Below are 18,875 nucleotides of genomic sequence, written 5' to 3' on the forward strand. Positions count from 1 at the left end.
CCCCCCCCCCCCCCCCCCCCCCCCCCCCTGATTGGACTATTGGCCGCAGCGATTGTCGCACCGCTGGCGGCGATGCTAATTCAGGCAGCAATCTCTCGTCGCCGTGAGTACAAAGCGGATGCCACCGGGGCGCGGCTTACCGGTCGTCATCATGACCTAGCATCAGCACTTAAGAAAATCAGTTCGGCTCCAATCCGAATGAATCCGGATCAGAAAAAGGCCACCGCACATCTGATGATTGTTCAGCCTCTTTCCGGTCGGGGGATTTCATCTTTGTTTTCAACTCATCCACCGGTCGAGAAGCGAGTGGAAAAGCTCCACAAAATGGCTCAGCAAACGTACTATGAGTAATTTGCTGTTAAGTCTCTCTCGCCAGCCCGGATGGAACCCGCAGCAAGCTGTAGGGCACCCCATACAAACGGAACGTATTATTAACAATCGCTCTAAAGGGCAATCTGTGGGGCAGTCTTGTCCTTTGCCCGGAGGGATGCTCCGTTAGGATGGAAACAGATCTTTTACTGCAACTTCTTGCTATTCTGGTATTGATTCTGGCCAACGGGTTTTTCTCGCTCTCCGAATTCTCAATCATTGCTTCACGCCCCAGCCGGCTGAAACAGCAGATATCCGAAGGTAGGAAAGGCGCCTCGCGAGCCGAGAAGTTGCGTCGCAGCCCCGACCGCTTTCTGGCCACGATTCAGGTTGGCATCACGCTGGTAGGTACGATGGCCGGCGTATTCGGCGGAGCCACGCTGGTCGAGCCTCTGCAGGCAGCCCTGAGCGGCATTCCTGTGGAGCTGATAGCCGACGCCGCGCAGCCGGTAGCGGTTGGTATTGTAGCTGTATTAATCACAGTCTTTGCCGTCATACTGGGGGAATTGGTTCCCAAGTATATCGCGTTGTCCAACCCCGAGCGCTATGCCTGTCTGATGTCCTCTCCAATCACGGTTTTTACCACGCTCATCGGGTTTGTTTCGATTTCTCTCAGTGGAGCGGCCCACATTATTCTAAGATTACTGGGCATTAAGTCGGGCCGGACGGGCGGTGTAGTGACCGAAGATGAGATCAATCTGATGATTCTGGAGGGACGGAAGAAGGGGGTGTTCGATGATACCGAGGAACAACTTATCAAGTCCGTGTTTGACTTCGCCGACTCCACGGTACGTCGGGCCATGACGCCACGGCCCGATGTGATTGCCCTGACAGTGACGACTCCCCCTGATGATATCATCACCAAGATAATATCCAGCGGTCACAGCAAATACCCGGTGTACGAAAACAGTATCGATAACATTGTCGGAGTACTGTATACCCGCGACATCATTCATCAGAAGATGAACCCAAAACTAATCGTTCTGAATGACATCATTCGGAAGCCGATCTTTGTGCCCGATTCAATGCCGTTGCCACGACTCCTGCGAGAATTCCAGCGCAAGAAAAAGGAGTTTGCGATTGTCCTCGATGAGTTTGGAGGTACGGCCGGGATCGTTACGCTGGAAGACATAATGGAGGAACTGGTCGGGGAGATCCGAGATGAGGATGACGACCGTGATGACCCGTTGGTCAAACATTCGGAAACGGTTGCTTATGCCGATGGTTCGGTCTGGCCGGGTGCGATCAACGAACTCATGGATTGCCACCTGCCTGAAGCCGAATCCGATACCCTTGCCGGATTGATTATTGATCACCTGGGAAGGTTGCCGGAACAACGCGAAGTGATTACTCTTGCAGATATGAAGATTACAGTTCTGAAACAGGATAATATCCGACTGACAAGGATGATGCTGGAACGACTTAACACACCCGCTGATGGAATGGAGTCTTAGACAGGATGACAGACACCAATGGTTAGAGTACTGACTGCGCCGTTACGGTGGACGCGATCGCTGTATGACTGGGTTCTTGGTTGGGGAGAATCAAGACATGGCCTCACGGCATTGTTCTCGTTGTCTTTGGCCGAGGCATCGTTTTTTCCCATTCCACCCGATGCGCTCCTTATAGCTTTGTGCATGGGTGCTCACCGCAAGTGGGTGAAATTCGCGTTGGTTTGTTCGGCAGGATCGATTGTTGGGGGTGTCGTGGGCTATTTTATTGGAATGACAGCTTTTGATCTGATCGGCGAAAAACTCCTCGCACTAACCGCCTCAATGTCCGGCTCTGATCCTCAGGAACTGTTGAGCCAGGCACAGTATTGGTTTAACGAAAAGGAACTGGGCGGAATGAAAGTCGGTGTCTGGGCGGTGGCGATTGCTGGTTTCACTCCGATTCCTTACAAGGTTTTCACGATAACAGCCGGTTTTTTTGAAATGTCGTTGCCACTGTTTATTCTGGCCTCGGTGGTCAGTCGTTCATTGCGGTTCTTCGTTGTCGCCGGGATTATTGGTATACTCTATCGTCGCTACGGTGACCGAATCAAGACCTTGATAGATCGGTACTTCAACTATCTGGCCATAGCTTTTGTAATCCTGCTGGTCATGGGGTTCTGGGCTATGAGTTTGGTTAAAGGTGACTGACGATGGATGAGAAACTGGTTGAACTGGAGATTGAGGATCTGGCTTTCAACGGTAAAGCAGTTGCCCATCTCGACGGCAAAGTGGTTTTCCTCAAGGGTGGGATTCCCGGCGACAAAGTTCTGGCCGAGATCACCCGTCGAAAACAAAGTTATGACGAGGCTACAATTAAGGAGATCGTTACCAAGTCCAAGTTGCGAATTTCTGCTCAGTGTCAGCATTTTGATGTTTGCGGTGGATGTACCTGGCAGGACTTGAGCTATGAACATCAACTGAAGTTCAAGCACAAACAGGTGGCTGACTGTCTGGAACGGATCGGCAAGACGCTTGATGTTCGTCTTCACGAGGTTGTCGGTTCAGCCGAACTTTTCCACTACCGTAACAAGATGGAGTTTTCATTTCATGACACCGGCAACGGCAATTTCAATCTTGGGCTGCACCACCGTGGCAGGTTTGATGAGATATTTGATCTAGAGGAGTGTTTGCTTCAAACAAACACGGCCGACAAGCTCGTTCATTTTATCAGAAACTTCGTTAAACAGCACAACATCCCAGTCTATAACGTGATGGACCATACCGGATTCCTGCGTTTTCTGGTAATCCGGGAAGCGCGACGGACGGGCAAGATCATGGTTAATCTCGTCACCAACTCCGGAAACATTCCACATCGGATGGAGTTGATCAAAGAACTGAGTGCAGCTTTTCCGCAGGTGGCTACATTGATTCACAATGAAAATAGCCGGAAGGCAAATGTCGCTCAGGGTGAACGGGAGCGAGTACTGTTTGGAATGGGGTTCATCGAGGAAGAAATACTGGGTTGTCGTCTTCGCATTCGTGCCAATTCGTTTTTCCAGACCAACTCAGTCCAAACCGAGACGCTCTACCGGGCCGCCTTCGATCTGTTGCTACCGGATAAAGGTGACCGGGTGCTTGATCTTTACTGCGGCACTGGCTCGATTGGCATTCTGATCGCGGAGCACGTGCAGGAAGTAATCGGCGTTGAGATAGTCGCGGATGCGGTCGCGGCCGCTCGCGAGAATGCGATCGAGAACCGGATTTCCAACATTAAGTTTTTCGAAGGTGATGTCAAAGATTTTCTCAGTTCGGGTGAGGTCGGTGATACTCCCTTTGATATTGTCATAATTGATCCTCCACGGGCAGGGATGAACCCAAAAGCGCTACGCCGGATGATTCGTCTGGAACCTTCAAAAGTCCTATACATCTCGTGCAACCCGGCCACTTTTGCGCGTGATGCTGCTACGTTGCTGGAAGCGGGCTATCGCCTGCCCGAAGTGCGACCGGTTGATATGTTTCCTCATACGATGCACATTGAACTGATCGGTGTTTTCTACCGCGAGTAAGAGACGAAGACCATCCCAAGCAACAGAACTTGCCCCGGTCGCCGATAATAATTACATTGACGGTCTAACAATATAAGGAGATTACATGGCCACAAGGATTATTGGCGTTCTGATTATTCTGAGTTGTGTTCTGGTAACAGCCGGAGACAGCTACGCAGGCAAGAAACAGACTTTTGAGCAATTGTGTCTTGAAGCGCTCGAGACGGTACAGTCATTTTATCCGGTGCGATCAACCGAGATGGGGATTCATGCCTACGACAATCGTTTGACGGATTATTCTTCCAAGTCAGTCAAGAGTATGATTAAAAGACTCACGGGGATTGAGAAGAAGCTGTACAAGTTCAAACCTTCAAAATTGAATTCTTACCAGCAACTCAATAAGAAATTGACGAAGGCCACTGTTGATGTAGCCTTGCTGGATCTCAAGGCGATTAAGTGGCACAAGAAATCCCCGCAGTTGTACATTCAGGAAGCCGTTGATGGCGTCTATTTTCTGCTGCTGTCAAACCATGATCCATTGTCGGAACGAGTGGTGCCAATCATTGGCCGCATGAAAGCTGTTCCGGCGCATCTGGCAACAGCTCGTAAGAATATCAAGAATCCGCCCAGGGTATTCATCGAGGCCGCAATGGAGACAACCGAAACCGCTATGGAGTTTTTTCAGCAGGTTTCCGGCGAACTGATGAACAAATTTCCAGAGCGGGCCGACCAAATTCTCAAAGTGTCCACAGCGGCACGAGAGGCTATGAACGACTATTCTTCATGGCTCTCGGATGTGATTCCGGGACCGGAGACGGCTTTCGCGATTGGGAAAGACAATTTCGACTACAAGTTGGGCCATGAATATTTTCTTCAGTTTGATTCTGATTCGCTATTGGTTTTGGGGGAGCAACTTCTGAATGAGAGCCAGACCGCTTATCGTGAATACGAACAATATGTTGAAACTCACCATCAGAACGGACAGGATTCCGTTTTTGTTCCTGCTACGTTTGCCCGCGACGACATTCTGGAGTACTACAATTGGGAGACAGCGCAGGTTAGGACCTTCCTGGAGCTAAACGACCTGATGTCGATACCTGATGACATCGCACCGGTTACGGTTATCGAGACGCCGTCTTTCCTGCGGACCATGATCAGCGGGATTGCCTATCAGCCGGCCGCACCATTTGACAGTATTCAGCATGGTTACTTCTATGTGCGCCCGATCCCGGAGGACTTGAGCCGGAGACAACTGGAAGCCCGTTTTCGCTATACGCACCGTCGGGGTTTCAAAGGTTCTGTTGTCCATGAGGCGTATCCGGGCCATCACCTGCAAATGCAATTGGCCGGTCGTCATGTCGATCCGGTACGCAAATGGCAGTACAACATGATGTTGATCGAGGGTTGGGCACTCTATTGCGAGGAGATGGTTTACCACGCCGGACTATATGGCGAAGAAGACCCATCCCGTTGGTTGGGTACGCTCGGTGGCATCCAATTCAGGGCAGCCCGGATTGTAGTCGATGTCAAGCTCCATACGGGACAGTTTACCTATGACGAAGCAGTGGCATGGATGACGACAGAATTGAATGTGACAACCGATTCGGGACGCGAGTACATTGCCAAGGAGGTGCGGCGGTATTGCCATGCACCTACCATTCAGATGGCATACTTGATGGGCAAGCAGGAGATAATGAATCTTCGCCGTGCGGTTGAGAAAAAAGAAGGTGATACCTTCTCTCTCAAGTCGTTCCACGACCGACTGCTGGCGGAAGGTTCGATTCCTCCATCTCTACTGTGGGACATATTTGATGTCGAGCGGAAAGAGAAGGTGCTCTGAGGTCAGACTCCGGTGGTGCAACGGACCTGACCCGTCAGACGTATATAGAATAGAGCAGAGCCGGATTCATCGGCGACTGTTTCCCGAGGGGAACTAGGCAAGGATGCTATGAGCACAATCGTAGGATTGATCATACTTGTTATGTTGTTGGTCGCGGTAGCCGTGTTATTGCTGCGATTACGATTACGTTTGCAGTGGGGCAGTGAGCGCAAATCTTTCTTTGTAGGGCTAGGTCGTTCCGGCCCTGAGTTTGACTTTTCCAACAAGACCGGAGTCTTCAGACTGCTCGGAATCACTCTAAAACGTTTTCCGCTGGATAGTGATCGCAAGGAAGATATATCGAAGAAAAAAGCGAAAACCACAAAGGTTCCCAAACCTCGACGCCAGTGGTCGTGGGCGCAACTGCGGTACCTTGTACCTGTTATCGTGCAGGAGGCTGGATCATTTATGAGACAGACATTGTCTTCGTTGGTGATTGAAGAACTGGAAGGGGAAGTACGGGCAGGGTTTGATTCGCCGAGTGATACCGGTATGGCGTATGGCTACTACCAGGCAGCTCTGGCGGCGGTTCCGGGGGTGGTAGGACGAGTTCGGTTTGTTCCGATCTGGGATGGTCCTTCGTTTTCGGGTTCGGCTGCGGTAACGGTGGCACTGCCGCTTTACAAGCTGTTCTGGCGGATGATTGTACTGGCCTGGCGTCTGCCATTAAGAGAAATCTATAAGTTGGCGATAGGAACAAGGAAGGGAGGACATGATGTCCAATAATGTTGTTGAGATTCTTAAGGGTGTGGTCGGTGAACTACGCGAGATAGCCAAATCGGAAACGGTAATCGGACAGCCGGTTACGGTTGGAGACAAGACGGTCATTCCCATAGTCAAGATTTCTGTCGGTTTTGGAGCCGGTGGCGGTCAGGGAGAAGATGACAAGGCACGTGCCGGGTTTGGTGGTGGCGGTGGCGGCGGGGCAAAAATCGAGCCGGCGGCGTTTATAATCATGGATGATGACGGCGTTAAATTGATTCCAGTCGGTAAAGGGAAATGGGATACGATTATTGATGCCATCCCCGGAATCGCAAAGAAGCTCGGCAAGATGAAGGACAGTCTCACGTCCGACAAGGGCAAGGATACGGATTCTGCCGACGAACCGACCGAGGATACTTCCGAAGAAGCGTAGGCACAACCCTCAGTCTTCTTCAGCTAAGATTTGCAAGGCAGGAGCAGCGCACTCCTGCCGGAGAACAAACAACGCCTGCTTGACCTCAGCTTTTGCCAGGCGGCCGTCATTGATTCTGTCTGCCCCGTTTTTCCATCGGTAACTGACTGGTCGCTATTTTTTAATGGACTCCACATCAATGCCTGCAAGTATGCTGTTATCCTCGTACTTCTCGCTGGAAAAGTCCTTACCGTACTGCTTCAGGTAATGATTGCTGTATGCATATGCCGTGAACAGATCCTTGAGAAAGTGAGAGGTCGTGTACATTTTCGGAAATCGCAATCAGAGATCAGTCGCGATATAAGCTTGACACGCATCCGATCATGGCGTATCATTACACTTAGAAAAGTAACATACCGTTACATTGACATACTTGTGCGACTCAGAATTGCGCGGAGCACACCTGATCCGTGTATTCTACAGTTTATAGCCATATGATAATTGAGTACTTGAGCGATGCCATACCTCTCTCTTCCCGATGCCGCGGGGAAGTGTTGAATGCTAATGAACCATCGAGAATAGTCCCGCTCTGGGAAATCCTCACCAACCACACATGGAGGTGGATCTTATGAACCACAGATTGGTCTTACTGGCTCTACTCCTGCTCGTTTCGACCGTTTCATCGGTAGCGGCGCAGCATCCAAATGACCCCGGTACTCCGGATACGCTAGCGCTGGTCGCTACGCTGTGTCCCGAAGCTGGCACGGGGCAAATGCAGGTTCAAGTCGATGTCTATGTTTACAATGATTACAAACTAACAGGTGCAACAGCTGGGTTTATCTGGGATAATCCTAACCTCCAGATGGACAGCGCCGTTGGACAACCGCTCATCAACGATGGTTTTGGCATTGGACCGTTCTTCTATGAAAACAGCGACATCAATGTCACCAATGCCAATAAACGGTACTTGATCGGTGGACAGGCCTTCATGAATCCCGGTATTCCTGGTGACGGCACTGGCCGACGCCTGTGGGCCAGTTACTACTTCACGCTGTCAAGCTGGTCCGTGGATGACCTGATCATGATGGACAGTTCCTACTACAGTTCCGCAACCGATTTCATGTTCACTGGGTCCGATGCCGGAGGATCATCGGTGATGTTCCGACCCGTGTGGGGCGGTGTGCTGTACATTGGTGATGATTGTGAATTTTGCGTTGATCCAGATGGGGACGGCTTTGGCGACCCAAACATACCCGGTCAATATTGTGCTGCTGATAATTGTCCCGAAGTCTATAATCCATCACAAGTCGATGTCGATAGCGATGGTCACGGTGATGTATGTGATAATTGTCCCGATGATAATAATCCAGACCAGGCCGACGTTGACAGTGATGATGTCGGAGATGTTTGCGATAATTGTCCCGAAGACTCCAACACTGATCAGGCTGACGCGGATGGTGATAACCTTGGCGATGTCTGCGATAACTGTCCCGACGACAGCAATCCCGGCCAGGAAGACAGCGACAGCGACAATATCGGCAACGTCTGCGATAACTGCCCCGCTGATCCGAATACCGATCAGGCTGACGGCGATAGCGATACGGTCGGTGATGTCTGCGACAACTGCCCCACCGATCCCAACACCAATCAAGCAGATGGTGACAGCGATACAGTAGGTGATCTGTGCGATAACTGTCTGAATGACCCCAACACCGATCAGACCGACGGTGACAGCGATACAGTCGGTGATGTCTGCGACAATTGTCCGGATGACCCCAACACTGATCAGGCTGATGGTGACAGCGATTCAGTAGGTGATGTCTGTGACAATTGTCCAGATGACCCCAACACTGATCAGGCTGATGGTGACAGCGATTCAGTAGGCGATGTTTGTGACAACTGTCCTGATGATCCGAATCAGTATCAGGAAGATGCTGACAGCGACGGTATTGGTGATGTCTGCGACCCTTGTCCCAACGACCCCAATAACGATGCGGACGGCGATGGTCATTGTGCCGATGTTGACAATTGTCCTGCAGTGCATAATCCAACTCAAGCCGATGGAGACTCTGACACGATCGGTGATGCCTGCGATAATTGCCCAGCCGAACCGAATACCGATCAGGCTGACGGCGACACCGATAGTGTGGGCGACGTCTGTGATAACTGCCCCACTGATCCCAACACCAATCAAGCGGACGGCGACAGTGATACGGTAGGCGATTTGTGCGACAACTGTCCGACTGACGTCAACACCGATCAGGCCGATGGCGACGGCGATACGGTCGGTGATGTCTGCGATAATTGCCCCACCGATCCGAATACCAATCAAGCGGACGGTGACAGCGATACGGTCGGTGATGTCTGCGACAACTGCCCGACCGATCCCAATGTCGATCAGAATGATGCCGACTCCGACGATGTGGGTGATGTTTGCGATAACTGTCCCACTGATCCCAATACCAATCAGGCTGACGGCGATAGTGATACGGTCGGTGATGTCTGTGACAATTGTCCCGATGATTCCAATGTCGATCAGACTGATACTGATACCGATACTGTCGGTGATGTCTGCGACAATTGTCCCGACGATCCAAACAGCGATCAAGCTGATGCCGACGACGATGGTATCGGTGATGTTTGCGACCCGTGCCCTCTGGATCCGGATAACGATATTGATGGCGATGGAGTCTGTGGTGACGTAGATAACTGCCCTGCCGTGCATAACGATGATCAGGCAGATGGTGACAGCGATGACGTCGGAGACGTATGCGACAATTGCCCTGTTGATCCGAACACCGATCAGGCTGACGGCGACAGTGACACAGTGGGCGATGTCTGTGACAACTGTCCGGCCGATCCTAATGTCGATCAAACTGATGCCGACTCCGACGATGTGGGTGATGTTTGCGACAATTGCCCCACTGATCCCAATACAAATCAGGCTGACACCGATAGCGATACTGTCGGTGATGTCTGCGACAACTGCCCTACTGATCTCAACACCAATCAGGCGGATGGCGACGACGACACCGTGGGCGATGTTTGTGACAACTGTCCGACCGATCCCAATGTCGATCAAGCTGATGCCGACTCCGACGATGTGGGTGATGTTTGCGATAACTGCCCAACTGATCCCAATACTAATCAGGCGGATGGCGATGGCGATACTGTCGGTGATGTCTGTGATAACTGTCCGGAAGTCTGGAACCAGGATCAGTCAGACGTTGACACCGACGGTGTTGGCGATCTCTGCGATAATTGTCCGGATGACCCCAACACGAATCAACTCGATAGCGATGATGACGGTATCGGAGATGAGTGTGATCCGTGTCCTCTGGATCCGGATAACGACATCGATGGCGACGGTTATTGCAGTGATATTGACAACTGCCCAACAGTATACAACGACGATCAGGCGGATGACGATAGCGATGATATAGGCGATGTCTGCGACAATTGCGTCAACGCTGCCAATATGGACCAGACTAACTCTGATGGCGACGAGCACGGCGACGCCTGTGATAACTGCCCAGGCGACGACAACCCTGACCAGTCCGATGTGGACAATGATACCGTCGGTGATGTCTGTGACAACTGTCCGGACAGCATCAATACCGACCAGAATGATCAGGATGAAGATAGTGTCGGCAATGTCTGCGATAATTGCCCTACCGTGCATAACCCGGATCAAATCGATACAGACGGTGACGGACTGGGTGATGCGTGTGACGGCTGCTGCGAAGGCATACGCGGTAATGTCAATGGCGACCCGGCAGACCTGGTACAGATTGATGATCTGACATACCTGGTTGCCTACCTCTTTACCGGGGGGCCAGAGCTACCATGTATGGATGAGGGGAATATTAACGGTATATCCGGACCGGGGGGTGATATCGATATTTCGGACCTGGTTTACCTTGTCGACTACCTATTCCGCGGAGGCCCAGCCCCTGCGGATTGTCCGTGGTAATCATGTGACAGAGAAATCTTACTAAGCAATAACAACCGCCCCTGCTTCTGCAGGGGCGGTTTTATTGTGTGAATCGACATGTTGTCAGGGGTTACGGGCTAATAGAATCAGCGGGACTCGGGTTGGGAGAGAAGCAAACACGCAGGCGCAGCTGGATCAGCGGTCATTTGATGCTACGCGGCGTACCAGGGCGATAGGCCGAGTGACATTGGAAGCCCGGAGGATCGGGCGATCGAAATTCCAATCCTGCCACCAGCCGACCAGTTCGAAATCCGGTCGTTGGCTGATGAAACCGACAAACTCGGTCGGCTCGATTGATTTATTACGCTCTACCATCTCAAACTTCTTCTTATGGCCGTGGTCATCGACGTTAACTGTCCAGACCTCCTCGTACATCTGACGATCGGCGTCTAATAGTTCAATAGCGAACTCGGAAGACACTGTGATGCCGTCTTTCTCAATGGTGTAGGCATTGTCACGATTGTTACCGAGTGGGTCGGAGAACTGGATGCACCCGTCCAGGAAATAGAGGCCGCCCGGGTTGAGGGCTTTGGCAACCGAGTCAAAGTGAGAGTTCATCTCATCTATTGAGTGCAAATATAGCGACCCCAGCAGGATATAGGCAAAATCAGCGCGGTCGACGCCTTCAAAGGAGGTCATATCGGATTCGAGTAACACCGGACGAGGATTCAGATGTCGCCATTTGTTCTCTGCATGGGCGAGCATCTTACGGTTGATGTCGAGTCCAGTGTATTGATAACCAAGTGATTGAAGTTCACCTGCGTGGGGTGCCGGTCCACAACCAATCTCCAGTACACGGCGGACGGGGATGGCCGAGAAGCGTCTGATGCAGTCGCGTATGAACCTCGCTTCGTGAGGAATATCGCGAAACGAAAACGCTACTTCGTAGTATTTTGGCCAGTCGTACAGCATGTTTAGCACACATCTTCTCCTTCCTCTTAGTAACGACACCTGTGCATCGGCAGTACACATTTTCATCCCGGAATTGAACATTTTGGAAGCACAATGTATAATTTCTGACAACAGGCAATTCCCAACATGTCTGTTTCAGACTGAACTTATACGTGATTGAAACAACTAGTCCAATCAGCTTGCGGCACTTTTTTCCTTGGAACTCGGTCCCATCTGTTATATTCTTTGACGCTATGTTGAAACTGCAAACCCCCCTGATCGTATGGCATTGATAAGGTTGTGTTACCAGATAAAGATGCAGCTTCCATTCAGCAGGCCCTGAAAGGCAATCAAGCAGCCTACAGTGACCTGACAAATCGGCACCGGATGGCCATTTTCCACATAATCCTGAAGATTGTTCGGGATAAGGAGACGGCCAATGATCTGGTGCAGGAGACGTTTATGAAGGCCTTCTCGTCGTTGGCCACATATCGGTCGGAATATCGTTTCTCTACCTGGCTTTACAGGATTGCGGCCAACTGCTCCATTGATTTCCTTCGCAAGAAACGTATTAAGGCACTGTCGCTGGACAGGCCGATTAACGGGCAATCTGACGGCAGAGAGTTCGAGATTCCTGACTATTCGTACCATCCGGAGAGAGATCTGGTACGCAAAGAGCAGCGTATAGGTATCGGGGATGCAATTGAGTCGCTACCCGATAAATATCGAGAAGTTATAGTTTACCGCCATCAGGATGATAAATCGTACGAAGAAATAGCCGATTTATTAGGTATACCGCTGGGTACGGTAAAAGCGCGGATTTTTCGGGCCCGTGAGCTTCTCAAGAAAAAGCTCAGAGGTATTTAGGGCACCGGATGGAACTGTGACAAGGAGTATGCCTGTATGCCATGGCGTTTTATCATAGCTTTTGGTTTCCTAACCACGGTACTGCTGACTGGAACTCCGGCCTTCGGTGACGATTATACCTTTGACTATCAGAGGATAATTGATCTTGACCAGCGAGCGACACTCGATCTCACTGTCCCACGAGGTAATATTGTAATCACCAGTAGCGAGGATGATCGAGTCGTTATCGATGCCGTTAAGCGGATTCGGGCCGGAAGCAGCGATGAAGCCCAGGATGTGGCCGATCATATTGAGATCAAGGTTCGTCAAATTGGGTCGGATATTATCATCCAGACAAACTACCTTCGGTTTCATGGTCGTGGTCGGAACTTTTGGCAGAAACTTCTGGGAGCTGGTTCCGATACCTATGGCGCAGTAGATTATACTATTGCTGTGCCTACTTCGATTGATATTGCTATCAATGGTGTAGCCACCGATATTACTCTCTCCTCGATAGAGGGGGAAATAGATATTGAAAACCAGGAAGGAACCACAAAAGGCGAGTTCCTTTTTGGCCCGGTCACTGTTCGCCAGCCGTCCGGCACTGTAAGTCTGCAATGGATTGAAGGTGATATTCGTGTGAAAACGGCAACCAGCAAGATTGAAATCAATCAGGTTCGAGGGGCACTGGATGTGACGAGTCTGACAGGGGATGTTTACGTTCGCACAGAACTGGACAGCCCTCGCGACTTCTTCGTCCATTCCTCCAGCGGAAACATCCGTTTCACAATTCCTGAGATGTCGTCCGGTAAGCTGCATATTGAGTCCGACGCCGGAGATATCAAGACGGATGTGCCGATCTCGATTGAGTCGGTTTCTAATTATCAGGTGGTAGGTGAGTTCGGTCGGGGCGGACCGAGCATAAACATCTCGTCATCTACTGGTGATGTACATGTAGCTCTATACTAGTTTCGACCGCTGATACATAGGACGTTTCATGCGCGCTACGATTAAACCAGCCCTGGTGGCCTTCATATGTTTCTGGCTGTTGTCCAGTATTTCGGCCGCTCCTCCAGAGCCCGATCGAAGTGATCCGGTTGCAATAGATTCTGCAGACCACCTCTCAATTTCCGAGGTTGACGACTCGGCTGGCTCTGATTTTCCTTCCGACCCCATGTTTAATGAAATTATTCTCACACCGGAGGGTGTGATCGCCATAGGAACCGACGGACTCGAATGGTATTACGACTTTGAAGTAGATGCCTTCGTCGAGGGTCTTGGCTCCGGCACTCAGAAACCGACATCTGGCTGGCGCACAAGTAATGAAATGGATGTCATGGATCGCTGCACAGAACAGCGGTGGATTGGCACGTTGGAAAAGACCGTGCTAATTGGCTATGACGAGTTTGTCGAGGGGGACATCATTGCCTATGGCCGAGTGACGATTCGGGGATGGGTCAAAGGAAGTGTCAAATCCATCAGGGGGCGGGTACTCATTACCGAATCCGGCCATGTGGATGGCAGCGTGGAAGCCACCAGTGTTGTGAAAAAACCTGGCGGGACTGTCCTTGGCGAAATAATCGAGTCCGAATCACCGCTGGAACTGGAGGATTTCACTCCAGCTTTCTCTGGTGATGGCTTGGTTGTAGTCATCGTATTTACCGTACTATTGATGTTTTTCTGTTTCCTACTCGTCGAACTCATGCCTCGACAGATCGGGCGGATGCAGGAGTGTATCGGTAAGCGCAGGATCAAAACTTCGCTGCTCGGCTTCTTGTTCCTGCTACTATTGCCCATTGTCATCGCCCTGGCCGCCGTTACAATTATCGGTTTGGTAGTTGTGCCCTTCATCCCTTTCATCTATCTGGGCGCTTTTATCCTTGGCGAGGTGATTTTCGGTAACGCTATCGGTCGCATCACAGCTATCAGATTATTAGGTGGCGAGAAAGGCATGCTGTTCCAGTCGGTCCTGGGTGTCTTCCTGCATATGTCGCTGTGGATTCTTGTGGCTGTATTGCTGGGCCAGCAAGGTGATGTAGCCGAGGGATTTGGAGTATTCTTCCTGGTCGTGGCTATTATGATCACTGCCTTCCCAATTCTTTCGGGTCTGGGCGCCGCTATCCTGACTCGCTTCGGCTTCAGGGATTACAAAGGGTTAAGAGATCGCCGCCACTCTGATGGGGAGACACCAGCCCCGGCTCCTCCACCTATACGCCCGGTATCCCATGTTCACCCACCCGATCCCTCGCAACCACCCGAGGCTACCGATCAATCCGATCGAACCGATGAATCTAAATAGCTCACCTTGCGTAATAGAGTTCAGAAGTAAGCTACTCCCATGTATCCACAGGAGATGATTATGTGGTTCTCAAAAGCAAAAACGTTATCATTGCTGTTTGTTGTTTTTCTGCCAATGACCTTGTTTGCTGGACGGGTCAAACACGAAACGCTGGATGTTCCCCCCGAGGGAGCGAAGCGGGTCGTCGTTAGTGTCGAATTTGGCGCCGGTGAAATTTGGTTGACCTCTGGCGATATTGACAACGTAGTCGAGATGGAAGTCACCTATGACACACGGAATATCGACTTTGACCACGAGTACGAGGTCAGAAACGATGTTGGTGATCTCATTCTGGAGAGTAATCATCGGGACAATAAAAACATCGATACCGAGGACCACAAATGGGATATGACTATATCACAGAACTATCCGTTGAGGTTTGATCTGGATATTGGTGCCTGCGAAGCTGAGATGGACCTGGGCGGATTGCAACTTGAAGAGTTCTCGCTGGAAGTCGGGGCGGCCTCGGCAGAGATCGATTTCTCCAGTCCCAACCCAATCCGACTTGAAGAAATCAGAATCGAAGCGGGTGCTGCATCACTGGAGATGCGCCAGATCGGCAACGCCAATTTCGAAACACTTGATTTTTCCGGAGGTGTAGGATCTTTTGATCTGGACCTTAGAGGAAAGTACACCGGCGAATCCAAAGTTACGATTGAGGTCGGCCTGGGTTCGATGGACATCATTCTCCCTCGCGGTCTGCCGGTACGGGTAATCACCGAGGGAGCTAACTGGCTGTCATCGATTGACTTTCACCACGACCGACTCGATGAAGTGGATGACGATGTTTACGAATCCCCCGATTTTGAGGACGCTGAAATTCGACTGATTCTTGATGTTGAGGTTGGTCTGGGCTCGATCGATTTGTATTGGAAGCGATAGGCAGTAGGCTGGCTTTCAACTCGGTGTGACAGTTCCGTCAAATTGCTGGCAACATTCCTGTCTGCGCGTCACCCGGAGTTATAGGTAAGAGCGGGTGATCCCTACATATCTCGCTATCTTTAATCTTGTAGCGAGTATACCCCTGCACTATACTCAAAAAACCATCGGACCGGTGGATTAAGGAGTTGGTCTGGACCTATGGTGCGGCCAACTGTTAGACGATTAGTAGTTCCAACTCCGGGGAGATTTGATGACTTCTGTACGCATATTACTCCTGTCAGTATTGATTGCAGTCAGCCTGGTTGGCACTGCCGACGCTAATCTTCAGGAACAGATCCTCAGTGCCAGAGATCGTGTCCTGCCCGCGCTGGTTCATATTCAGCCGGTGATCAAGAACTATAGCACCGGCCAATTGGAAAAGCAGGCGGTGATCGGGTCGGGTGTAATTTTTCACACGGACGGATACGTGGTTACCAACTATCACGTGGCTGGTAAAGCCGAGCGGATAATCTGCACCCTGGGAGATAAGGAGCAGGTGTCGGCGTCTTTTGTAGGCGGGGACCCACTGACGGATCTAGCTGTCATAAAACTGGACCTCGAAAACTATGATGGGACACTCGGAGTTGCCGAGTTCGGTAACTCCGATTCGATTGAAGTTGGGCAATTTGTGTTGGCTATGGGTTCTCCGTTGTCACTCTCTCGCTCGGTTTCATTCGGCGTGATTTCAACTCGCGATCGCTATTTCAGTGCCGATGTCCGGCTTCCTACCGGTGAGCGAACGGGAAGATACAATTTGTGGATTCAGACCGATGCCGCTATCAACCCCGGCAACTCCGGGGGACCGTTGGTAGATCTTTCCGGCCGTGTCATCGGTATCAATTCTCGTGCAACTATGTTCGCCAACAATCTCGGATTTGCCATTCCTATCAATGTCGTCCGTGAGGTCACGACCTCGATATTAGATCATGGTGAAGTAGTACGAAGCTGGATCGGCATTCATTGCCAGGCGTTGCAGAAAATGGAGGAGTTCTTCAATACGCACCGCGACGCCGGTGTTCTGGTGTCCTCAATCGATCCCGGATCGCCGGCGGAGGTCAGTTTTCTCGGGGCTGGTGATGTCATTCTGGAAATTGACAACGAGCCGGTATCGGCGCGGTTTCTCGAAGAACTTCCGGCTTTCTATAATAGAATTGCCCAGTTTAAACCAGGCTCCGAGCTCTCCCTGAAGGTATTGCGAGGAGATGAAACGTACAGTTTCAAGATCACTACCAAGCGGTTGGGTGATCTTCAGGGTGAGGATTTCGAGGCTGAGGGATGGGGTTTTACCGTGAAGGGTATTACCCGGCAGATGCAGATTGACAATAACCTTGACGACTCGCTGGGCGTGCTTGTGACAGGCGTCAAGCCAGGCGGGGCAGCAATGACCGGAAGTTTGAGACGAGAGGATGTAGTGACTGATGTCAATGGGACAATGGTTGCGGGCCTGACCGATTTTGTCACTGTTTATCAGTCGCTCGAAGAACTTACTGAGGGAAAGATACTGCTGACGGTCCGCCGTAATGGTAGCATTCGCTACGCCATAATAAAGATCAACCCGTCAATGAAGGAACAGATCGATGAGTAAGCGTATGACCCCGGCTATGCCACTCCTGCTGGTGTTCGTGTTGGCGCTGGTTATGGTACCCGTTACGCAGGCCCAGAATTTTGATTTTGAGTTTCTCGAACAGAAGGTCCGATCATTTGCTGTTATCATCGACATTAAGCTAGAAGTGTCGTTCGGGATTCATTCTGCCGAGCAGTCCGAACGCTACCTGGGAACGATTGTTACACAGGACGGTATGGTTATTTTCGATGGTTCATCACTGACCAACAATGCCGGTCTGCCTGCGTTCTCAGGATTTACTGTCAAGACCGACCCAACGTATATAGAGGTATCCACCCTGGACGGAAAAACCTACGAGGCGGAGTATCTCGGTGTGGAACGCTTCACCGGGATCGGGTTTCTACAGGTTGATACAAAGGGTGACAAGTTTACACCGGTTGAGTTCAAGATCGACCGCGATTTCAAGCCCGGTGACTGGTTGGGGCTATATATGCTTCTGCCCGAGTTCATCACCCCACCCCTGGCGGCAGATGTCGGTATGATTTCGACCCTGGTCGAATCCCCGGAACGCTTCCCACTGACTGTTGGTTTCAACTCGTTGCAGATAACTTCTGTTCTGTTCAATGCCGACTCCGAACCTGTGGGCGTGTTGGGAGCGTTGATGGATCCCTCAATGGCCAACACCGATGCGAGTGGCTTGCTGGAGTCATTCGGGCAATTTGGCATCCCGCTGTTGGGGGTCATAACCGCCGAACGGTTGGAGAAGATGATCGCCGATCCGCCCATTCAGGGTGAAATTGATCGTGGCTGGCTTGGAATCTCACTTCAGGCGCTGACAAAGGATATTGGCGAATACTGGGGATTGGACCTGCCAGGCGGTATTATTGTCAATGAGATCATTAGCGGCTCTCCTGCCGACAAATCCAGCCTGGAAGTTGGAGACATCATCAGTGAGGTCAACGGTCAACAGGTCGATGTGGACAAAGAGGAAAAACTGCCGGTATTCCAACGCCTGATGTCCGAACTTGGTCCCGGCGTTGCTGTCGAAATGACGGTGATCCGTCGCAATGAGACCGGGGCAGACACGTTAAAACTACTAGTTACCCTTGAGGCTGCACCGATGGTGGCGGCCGACGCTGACGAGTACGAGTGCGAAAGTCTGGAGTTCAAAGTTCGTAGTATGGTCTTTGCCGACTACATGACCAACAACCTTGAGGTTGAAACATTTACGGGAGTGGTTGTTTCGGGACTCAAAAGAGGTGGCCCAGCCAATGTGGGTGGTCTGAGGATCGGCGATATTATCCAGCGTATTGGCGACACAGATATTGAATCCATCGAAGATGCTGAACAGGTTATGACCGGTGTCGAAACCGAACAACCCGGCGAAGTGATCTTCTTCATCTGGCGTCAGAGCCAGACTCTGTTTGTCAACGTCAAGACGAACTGGTAGCTGGCGGCAATGTCTGCTCCCGAATACACTG

15 protein-coding genes are annotated in these 18,875 nt (G+C 51.1%); 14 read left to right on the forward strand and 1 reads right to left on the reverse strand.

Going from position 1 to position 18,875, the window contains the following annotated elements; genetic code table 11:
- The 8 genes from KOO62_11985 to KOO62_12020 form a co-directional block, all read left to right on the forward strand.
- The coding region (locus tag KOO62_11985; GenBank protein ID MBU8934708.1) for a M48 family metalloprotease at positions 1 to 351 on the forward strand (351 nt) is incomplete at its 5' end.
- 149 nt (positions 352 to 500) lie between these two features.
- Positions 501 to 1,823 carry a hemolysin family protein gene (locus tag KOO62_11990; protein MBU8934709.1) on the forward strand — a complete coding sequence of 441 codons (1,323 nt, stop codon included), beginning with the start codon at positions 501 to 503 and terminating at the stop codon, positions 1,821 to 1,823.
- Positions 1,824 to 1,841: 18 nt separating this feature from the next.
- Positions 1,842 to 2,510: a DedA family protein gene (locus KOO62_11995; GenBank protein ID MBU8934710.1), complete on the forward strand. Its 669-nt coding sequence runs from the start codon at positions 1,842 to 1,844 to the stop codon at positions 2,508 to 2,510.
- A 2-nt stretch (positions 2,511 to 2,512) separates the two neighbouring features.
- On the forward strand, positions 2,513 to 3,868 hold the full coding sequence (gene rlmD, locus KOO62_12000) for a 23S rRNA (uracil(1939)-C(5))-methyltransferase RlmD (protein ID MBU8934711.1): 1,356 nt from the start codon (positions 2,513 to 2,515) through the stop codon (positions 3,866 to 3,868).
- 85 nt (positions 3,869 to 3,953) lie between these two features.
- Complete coding sequence (locus KOO62_12005; protein ID MBU8934712.1) at positions 3,954 to 5,687, forward strand: DUF885 domain-containing protein; 1,734 nt, start codon at positions 3,954 to 3,956, stop codon at positions 5,685 to 5,687.
- A gap of 108 nt (positions 5,688 to 5,795) precedes the next feature.
- Positions 5,796 to 6,452 carry a hypothetical protein gene (locus KOO62_12010; GenBank protein MBU8934713.1) on the forward strand — a complete coding sequence of 219 codons (657 nt, stop codon included), beginning with the start codon at positions 5,796 to 5,798 and terminating at the stop codon, positions 6,450 to 6,452.
- Complete coding sequence (locus KOO62_12015; GenBank protein ID MBU8934714.1) at positions 6,439 to 6,861, forward strand: sporulation protein; 423 nt, start codon at positions 6,439 to 6,441, stop codon at positions 6,859 to 6,861. The genes KOO62_12010 and KOO62_12015 overlap by 14 nt, the downstream gene beginning before the upstream one ends.
- A gap of 607 nt (positions 6,862 to 7,468) precedes the next feature.
- Positions 7,469 to 10,813, forward strand: coding sequence for a thrombospondin type 3 repeat-containing protein (locus KOO62_12020; GenBank protein MBU8934715.1), 3,345 nt, complete (start codon positions 7,469 to 7,471; stop codon positions 10,811 to 10,813).
- Between the two features lie 156 nt (positions 10,814 to 10,969).
- Here the strand turns inward: KOO62_12020 and KOO62_12025 are convergent, their stop codons facing one another.
- Entirely contained in the window at positions 10,970 to 11,755 is a 786-nt protein-coding gene (locus tag KOO62_12025; protein MBU8934716.1) for a class I SAM-dependent methyltransferase, read from the reverse strand.
- Between the two features lie 357 nt (positions 11,756 to 12,112).
- Between KOO62_12025 and KOO62_12030 the strand changes: the two genes are divergently transcribed.
- The 6 genes from KOO62_12030 to KOO62_12055 all read left to right on the forward strand — a co-directional run bounded on the left by KOO62_12030 (position 12,113) and on the right by KOO62_12055 (position 18,844).
- Entirely contained in the window at positions 12,113 to 12,592 is a 480-nt protein-coding gene (locus KOO62_12030; GenBank protein MBU8934717.1) for a sigma-70 family RNA polymerase sigma factor, read from the forward strand.
- A 36-nt stretch (positions 12,593 to 12,628) separates the two neighbouring features.
- Positions 12,629 to 13,540 carry a DUF4097 family beta strand repeat protein gene (locus KOO62_12035; protein ID MBU8934718.1) on the forward strand — a complete coding sequence of 304 codons (912 nt, stop codon included), beginning with the start codon at positions 12,629 to 12,631 and terminating at the stop codon, positions 13,538 to 13,540.
- A gap of 28 nt (positions 13,541 to 13,568) precedes the next feature.
- A complete protein-coding gene (locus KOO62_12040) occupies positions 13,569 to 14,870 on the forward strand; it encodes a polymer-forming cytoskeletal protein (GenBank protein MBU8934719.1) in 1,302 nt (433 codons plus the stop codon).
- 60 nt (positions 14,871 to 14,930) lie between these two features.
- Positions 14,931 to 15,791 (forward strand): hypothetical protein, encoded by an 861-nt coding sequence (locus KOO62_12045; GenBank protein ID MBU8934720.1) that lies wholly within the window; start codon positions 14,931 to 14,933, stop codon positions 15,789 to 15,791.
- A gap of 250 nt (positions 15,792 to 16,041) precedes the next feature.
- Entirely contained in the window at positions 16,042 to 17,415 is a 1,374-nt protein-coding gene (locus KOO62_12050) for a trypsin-like peptidase domain-containing protein (protein MBU8934721.1), read from the forward strand.
- Complete coding sequence (locus tag KOO62_12055) at positions 17,408 to 18,844, forward strand: PDZ domain-containing protein (GenBank protein MBU8934722.1); 1,437 nt, start codon at positions 17,408 to 17,410, stop codon at positions 18,842 to 18,844. The genes KOO62_12050 and KOO62_12055 overlap by 8 nt, the downstream gene beginning before the upstream one ends.
- The last annotated feature ends 31 nt before the right edge of the window (positions 18,845 to 18,875 follow it).

It is taken from the genome of Candidatus Zixiibacteriota bacterium, from assembly GCA_019038695.1.
Taxonomy (GTDB): Bacteria; Zixibacteria; MSB-5A5; order GN15; family FEB-12; genus B120-G9.

Excerpts from the sequence above, each read along its gene's own strand:
- KOO62_11995 (MBU8934710.1), top strand. The coding sequence starts at position 1,842 with ATGGTTAGAGTACTGACTGCGCCGTTACGGTGGACGCGATCGCTGTAT.
- KOO62_12030 (MBU8934717.1), top strand. The coding sequence starts at position 12,113 with ATGGCCATTTTCCACATAATCCTGAAGATTGTTCGGGATAAGGAGACG.
- KOO62_12035 (MBU8934718.1), top strand. The coding sequence starts at position 12,629 with ATGCCATGGCGTTTTATCATAGCTTTTGGTTTCCTAACCACGGTACTG.
- KOO62_12020 (MBU8934715.1), top strand. The coding sequence starts at position 7,469 with ATGAACCACAGATTGGTCTTACTGGCTCTACTCCTGCTCGTTTCGACC.
- KOO62_12050 (MBU8934721.1), top strand. The coding sequence starts at position 16,042 with ATGACTTCTGTACGCATATTACTCCTGTCAGTATTGATTGCAGTCAGC.
- KOO62_12005 (MBU8934712.1), top strand. The coding sequence starts at position 3,954 with ATGGCCACAAGGATTATTGGCGTTCTGATTATTCTGAGTTGTGTTCTG.
- KOO62_12045 (MBU8934720.1), top strand. The coding sequence starts at position 14,931 with ATGTGGTTCTCAAAAGCAAAAACGTTATCATTGCTGTTTGTTGTTTTT.
- rlmD (MBU8934711.1), top strand. The coding sequence starts at position 2,513 with ATGGATGAGAAACTGGTTGAACTGGAGATTGAGGATCTGGCTTTCAAC.
- KOO62_12040 (MBU8934719.1), top strand. The coding sequence starts at position 13,569 with ATGCGCGCTACGATTAAACCAGCCCTGGTGGCCTTCATATGTTTCTGG.
- KOO62_12055 (MBU8934722.1), top strand. The coding sequence starts at position 17,408 with ATGAGTAAGCGTATGACCCCGGCTATGCCACTCCTGCTGGTGTTCGTG.
- KOO62_12010 (MBU8934713.1), top strand. The coding sequence starts at position 5,796 with ATGAGCACAATCGTAGGATTGATCATACTTGTTATGTTGTTGGTCGCG.
- KOO62_12015 (MBU8934714.1), top strand. The coding sequence starts at position 6,439 with ATGATGTCCAATAATGTTGTTGAGATTCTTAAGGGTGTGGTCGGTGAA.
- KOO62_11990 (MBU8934709.1), top strand. The coding sequence starts at position 501 with ATGGAAACAGATCTTTTACTGCAACTTCTTGCTATTCTGGTATTGATT.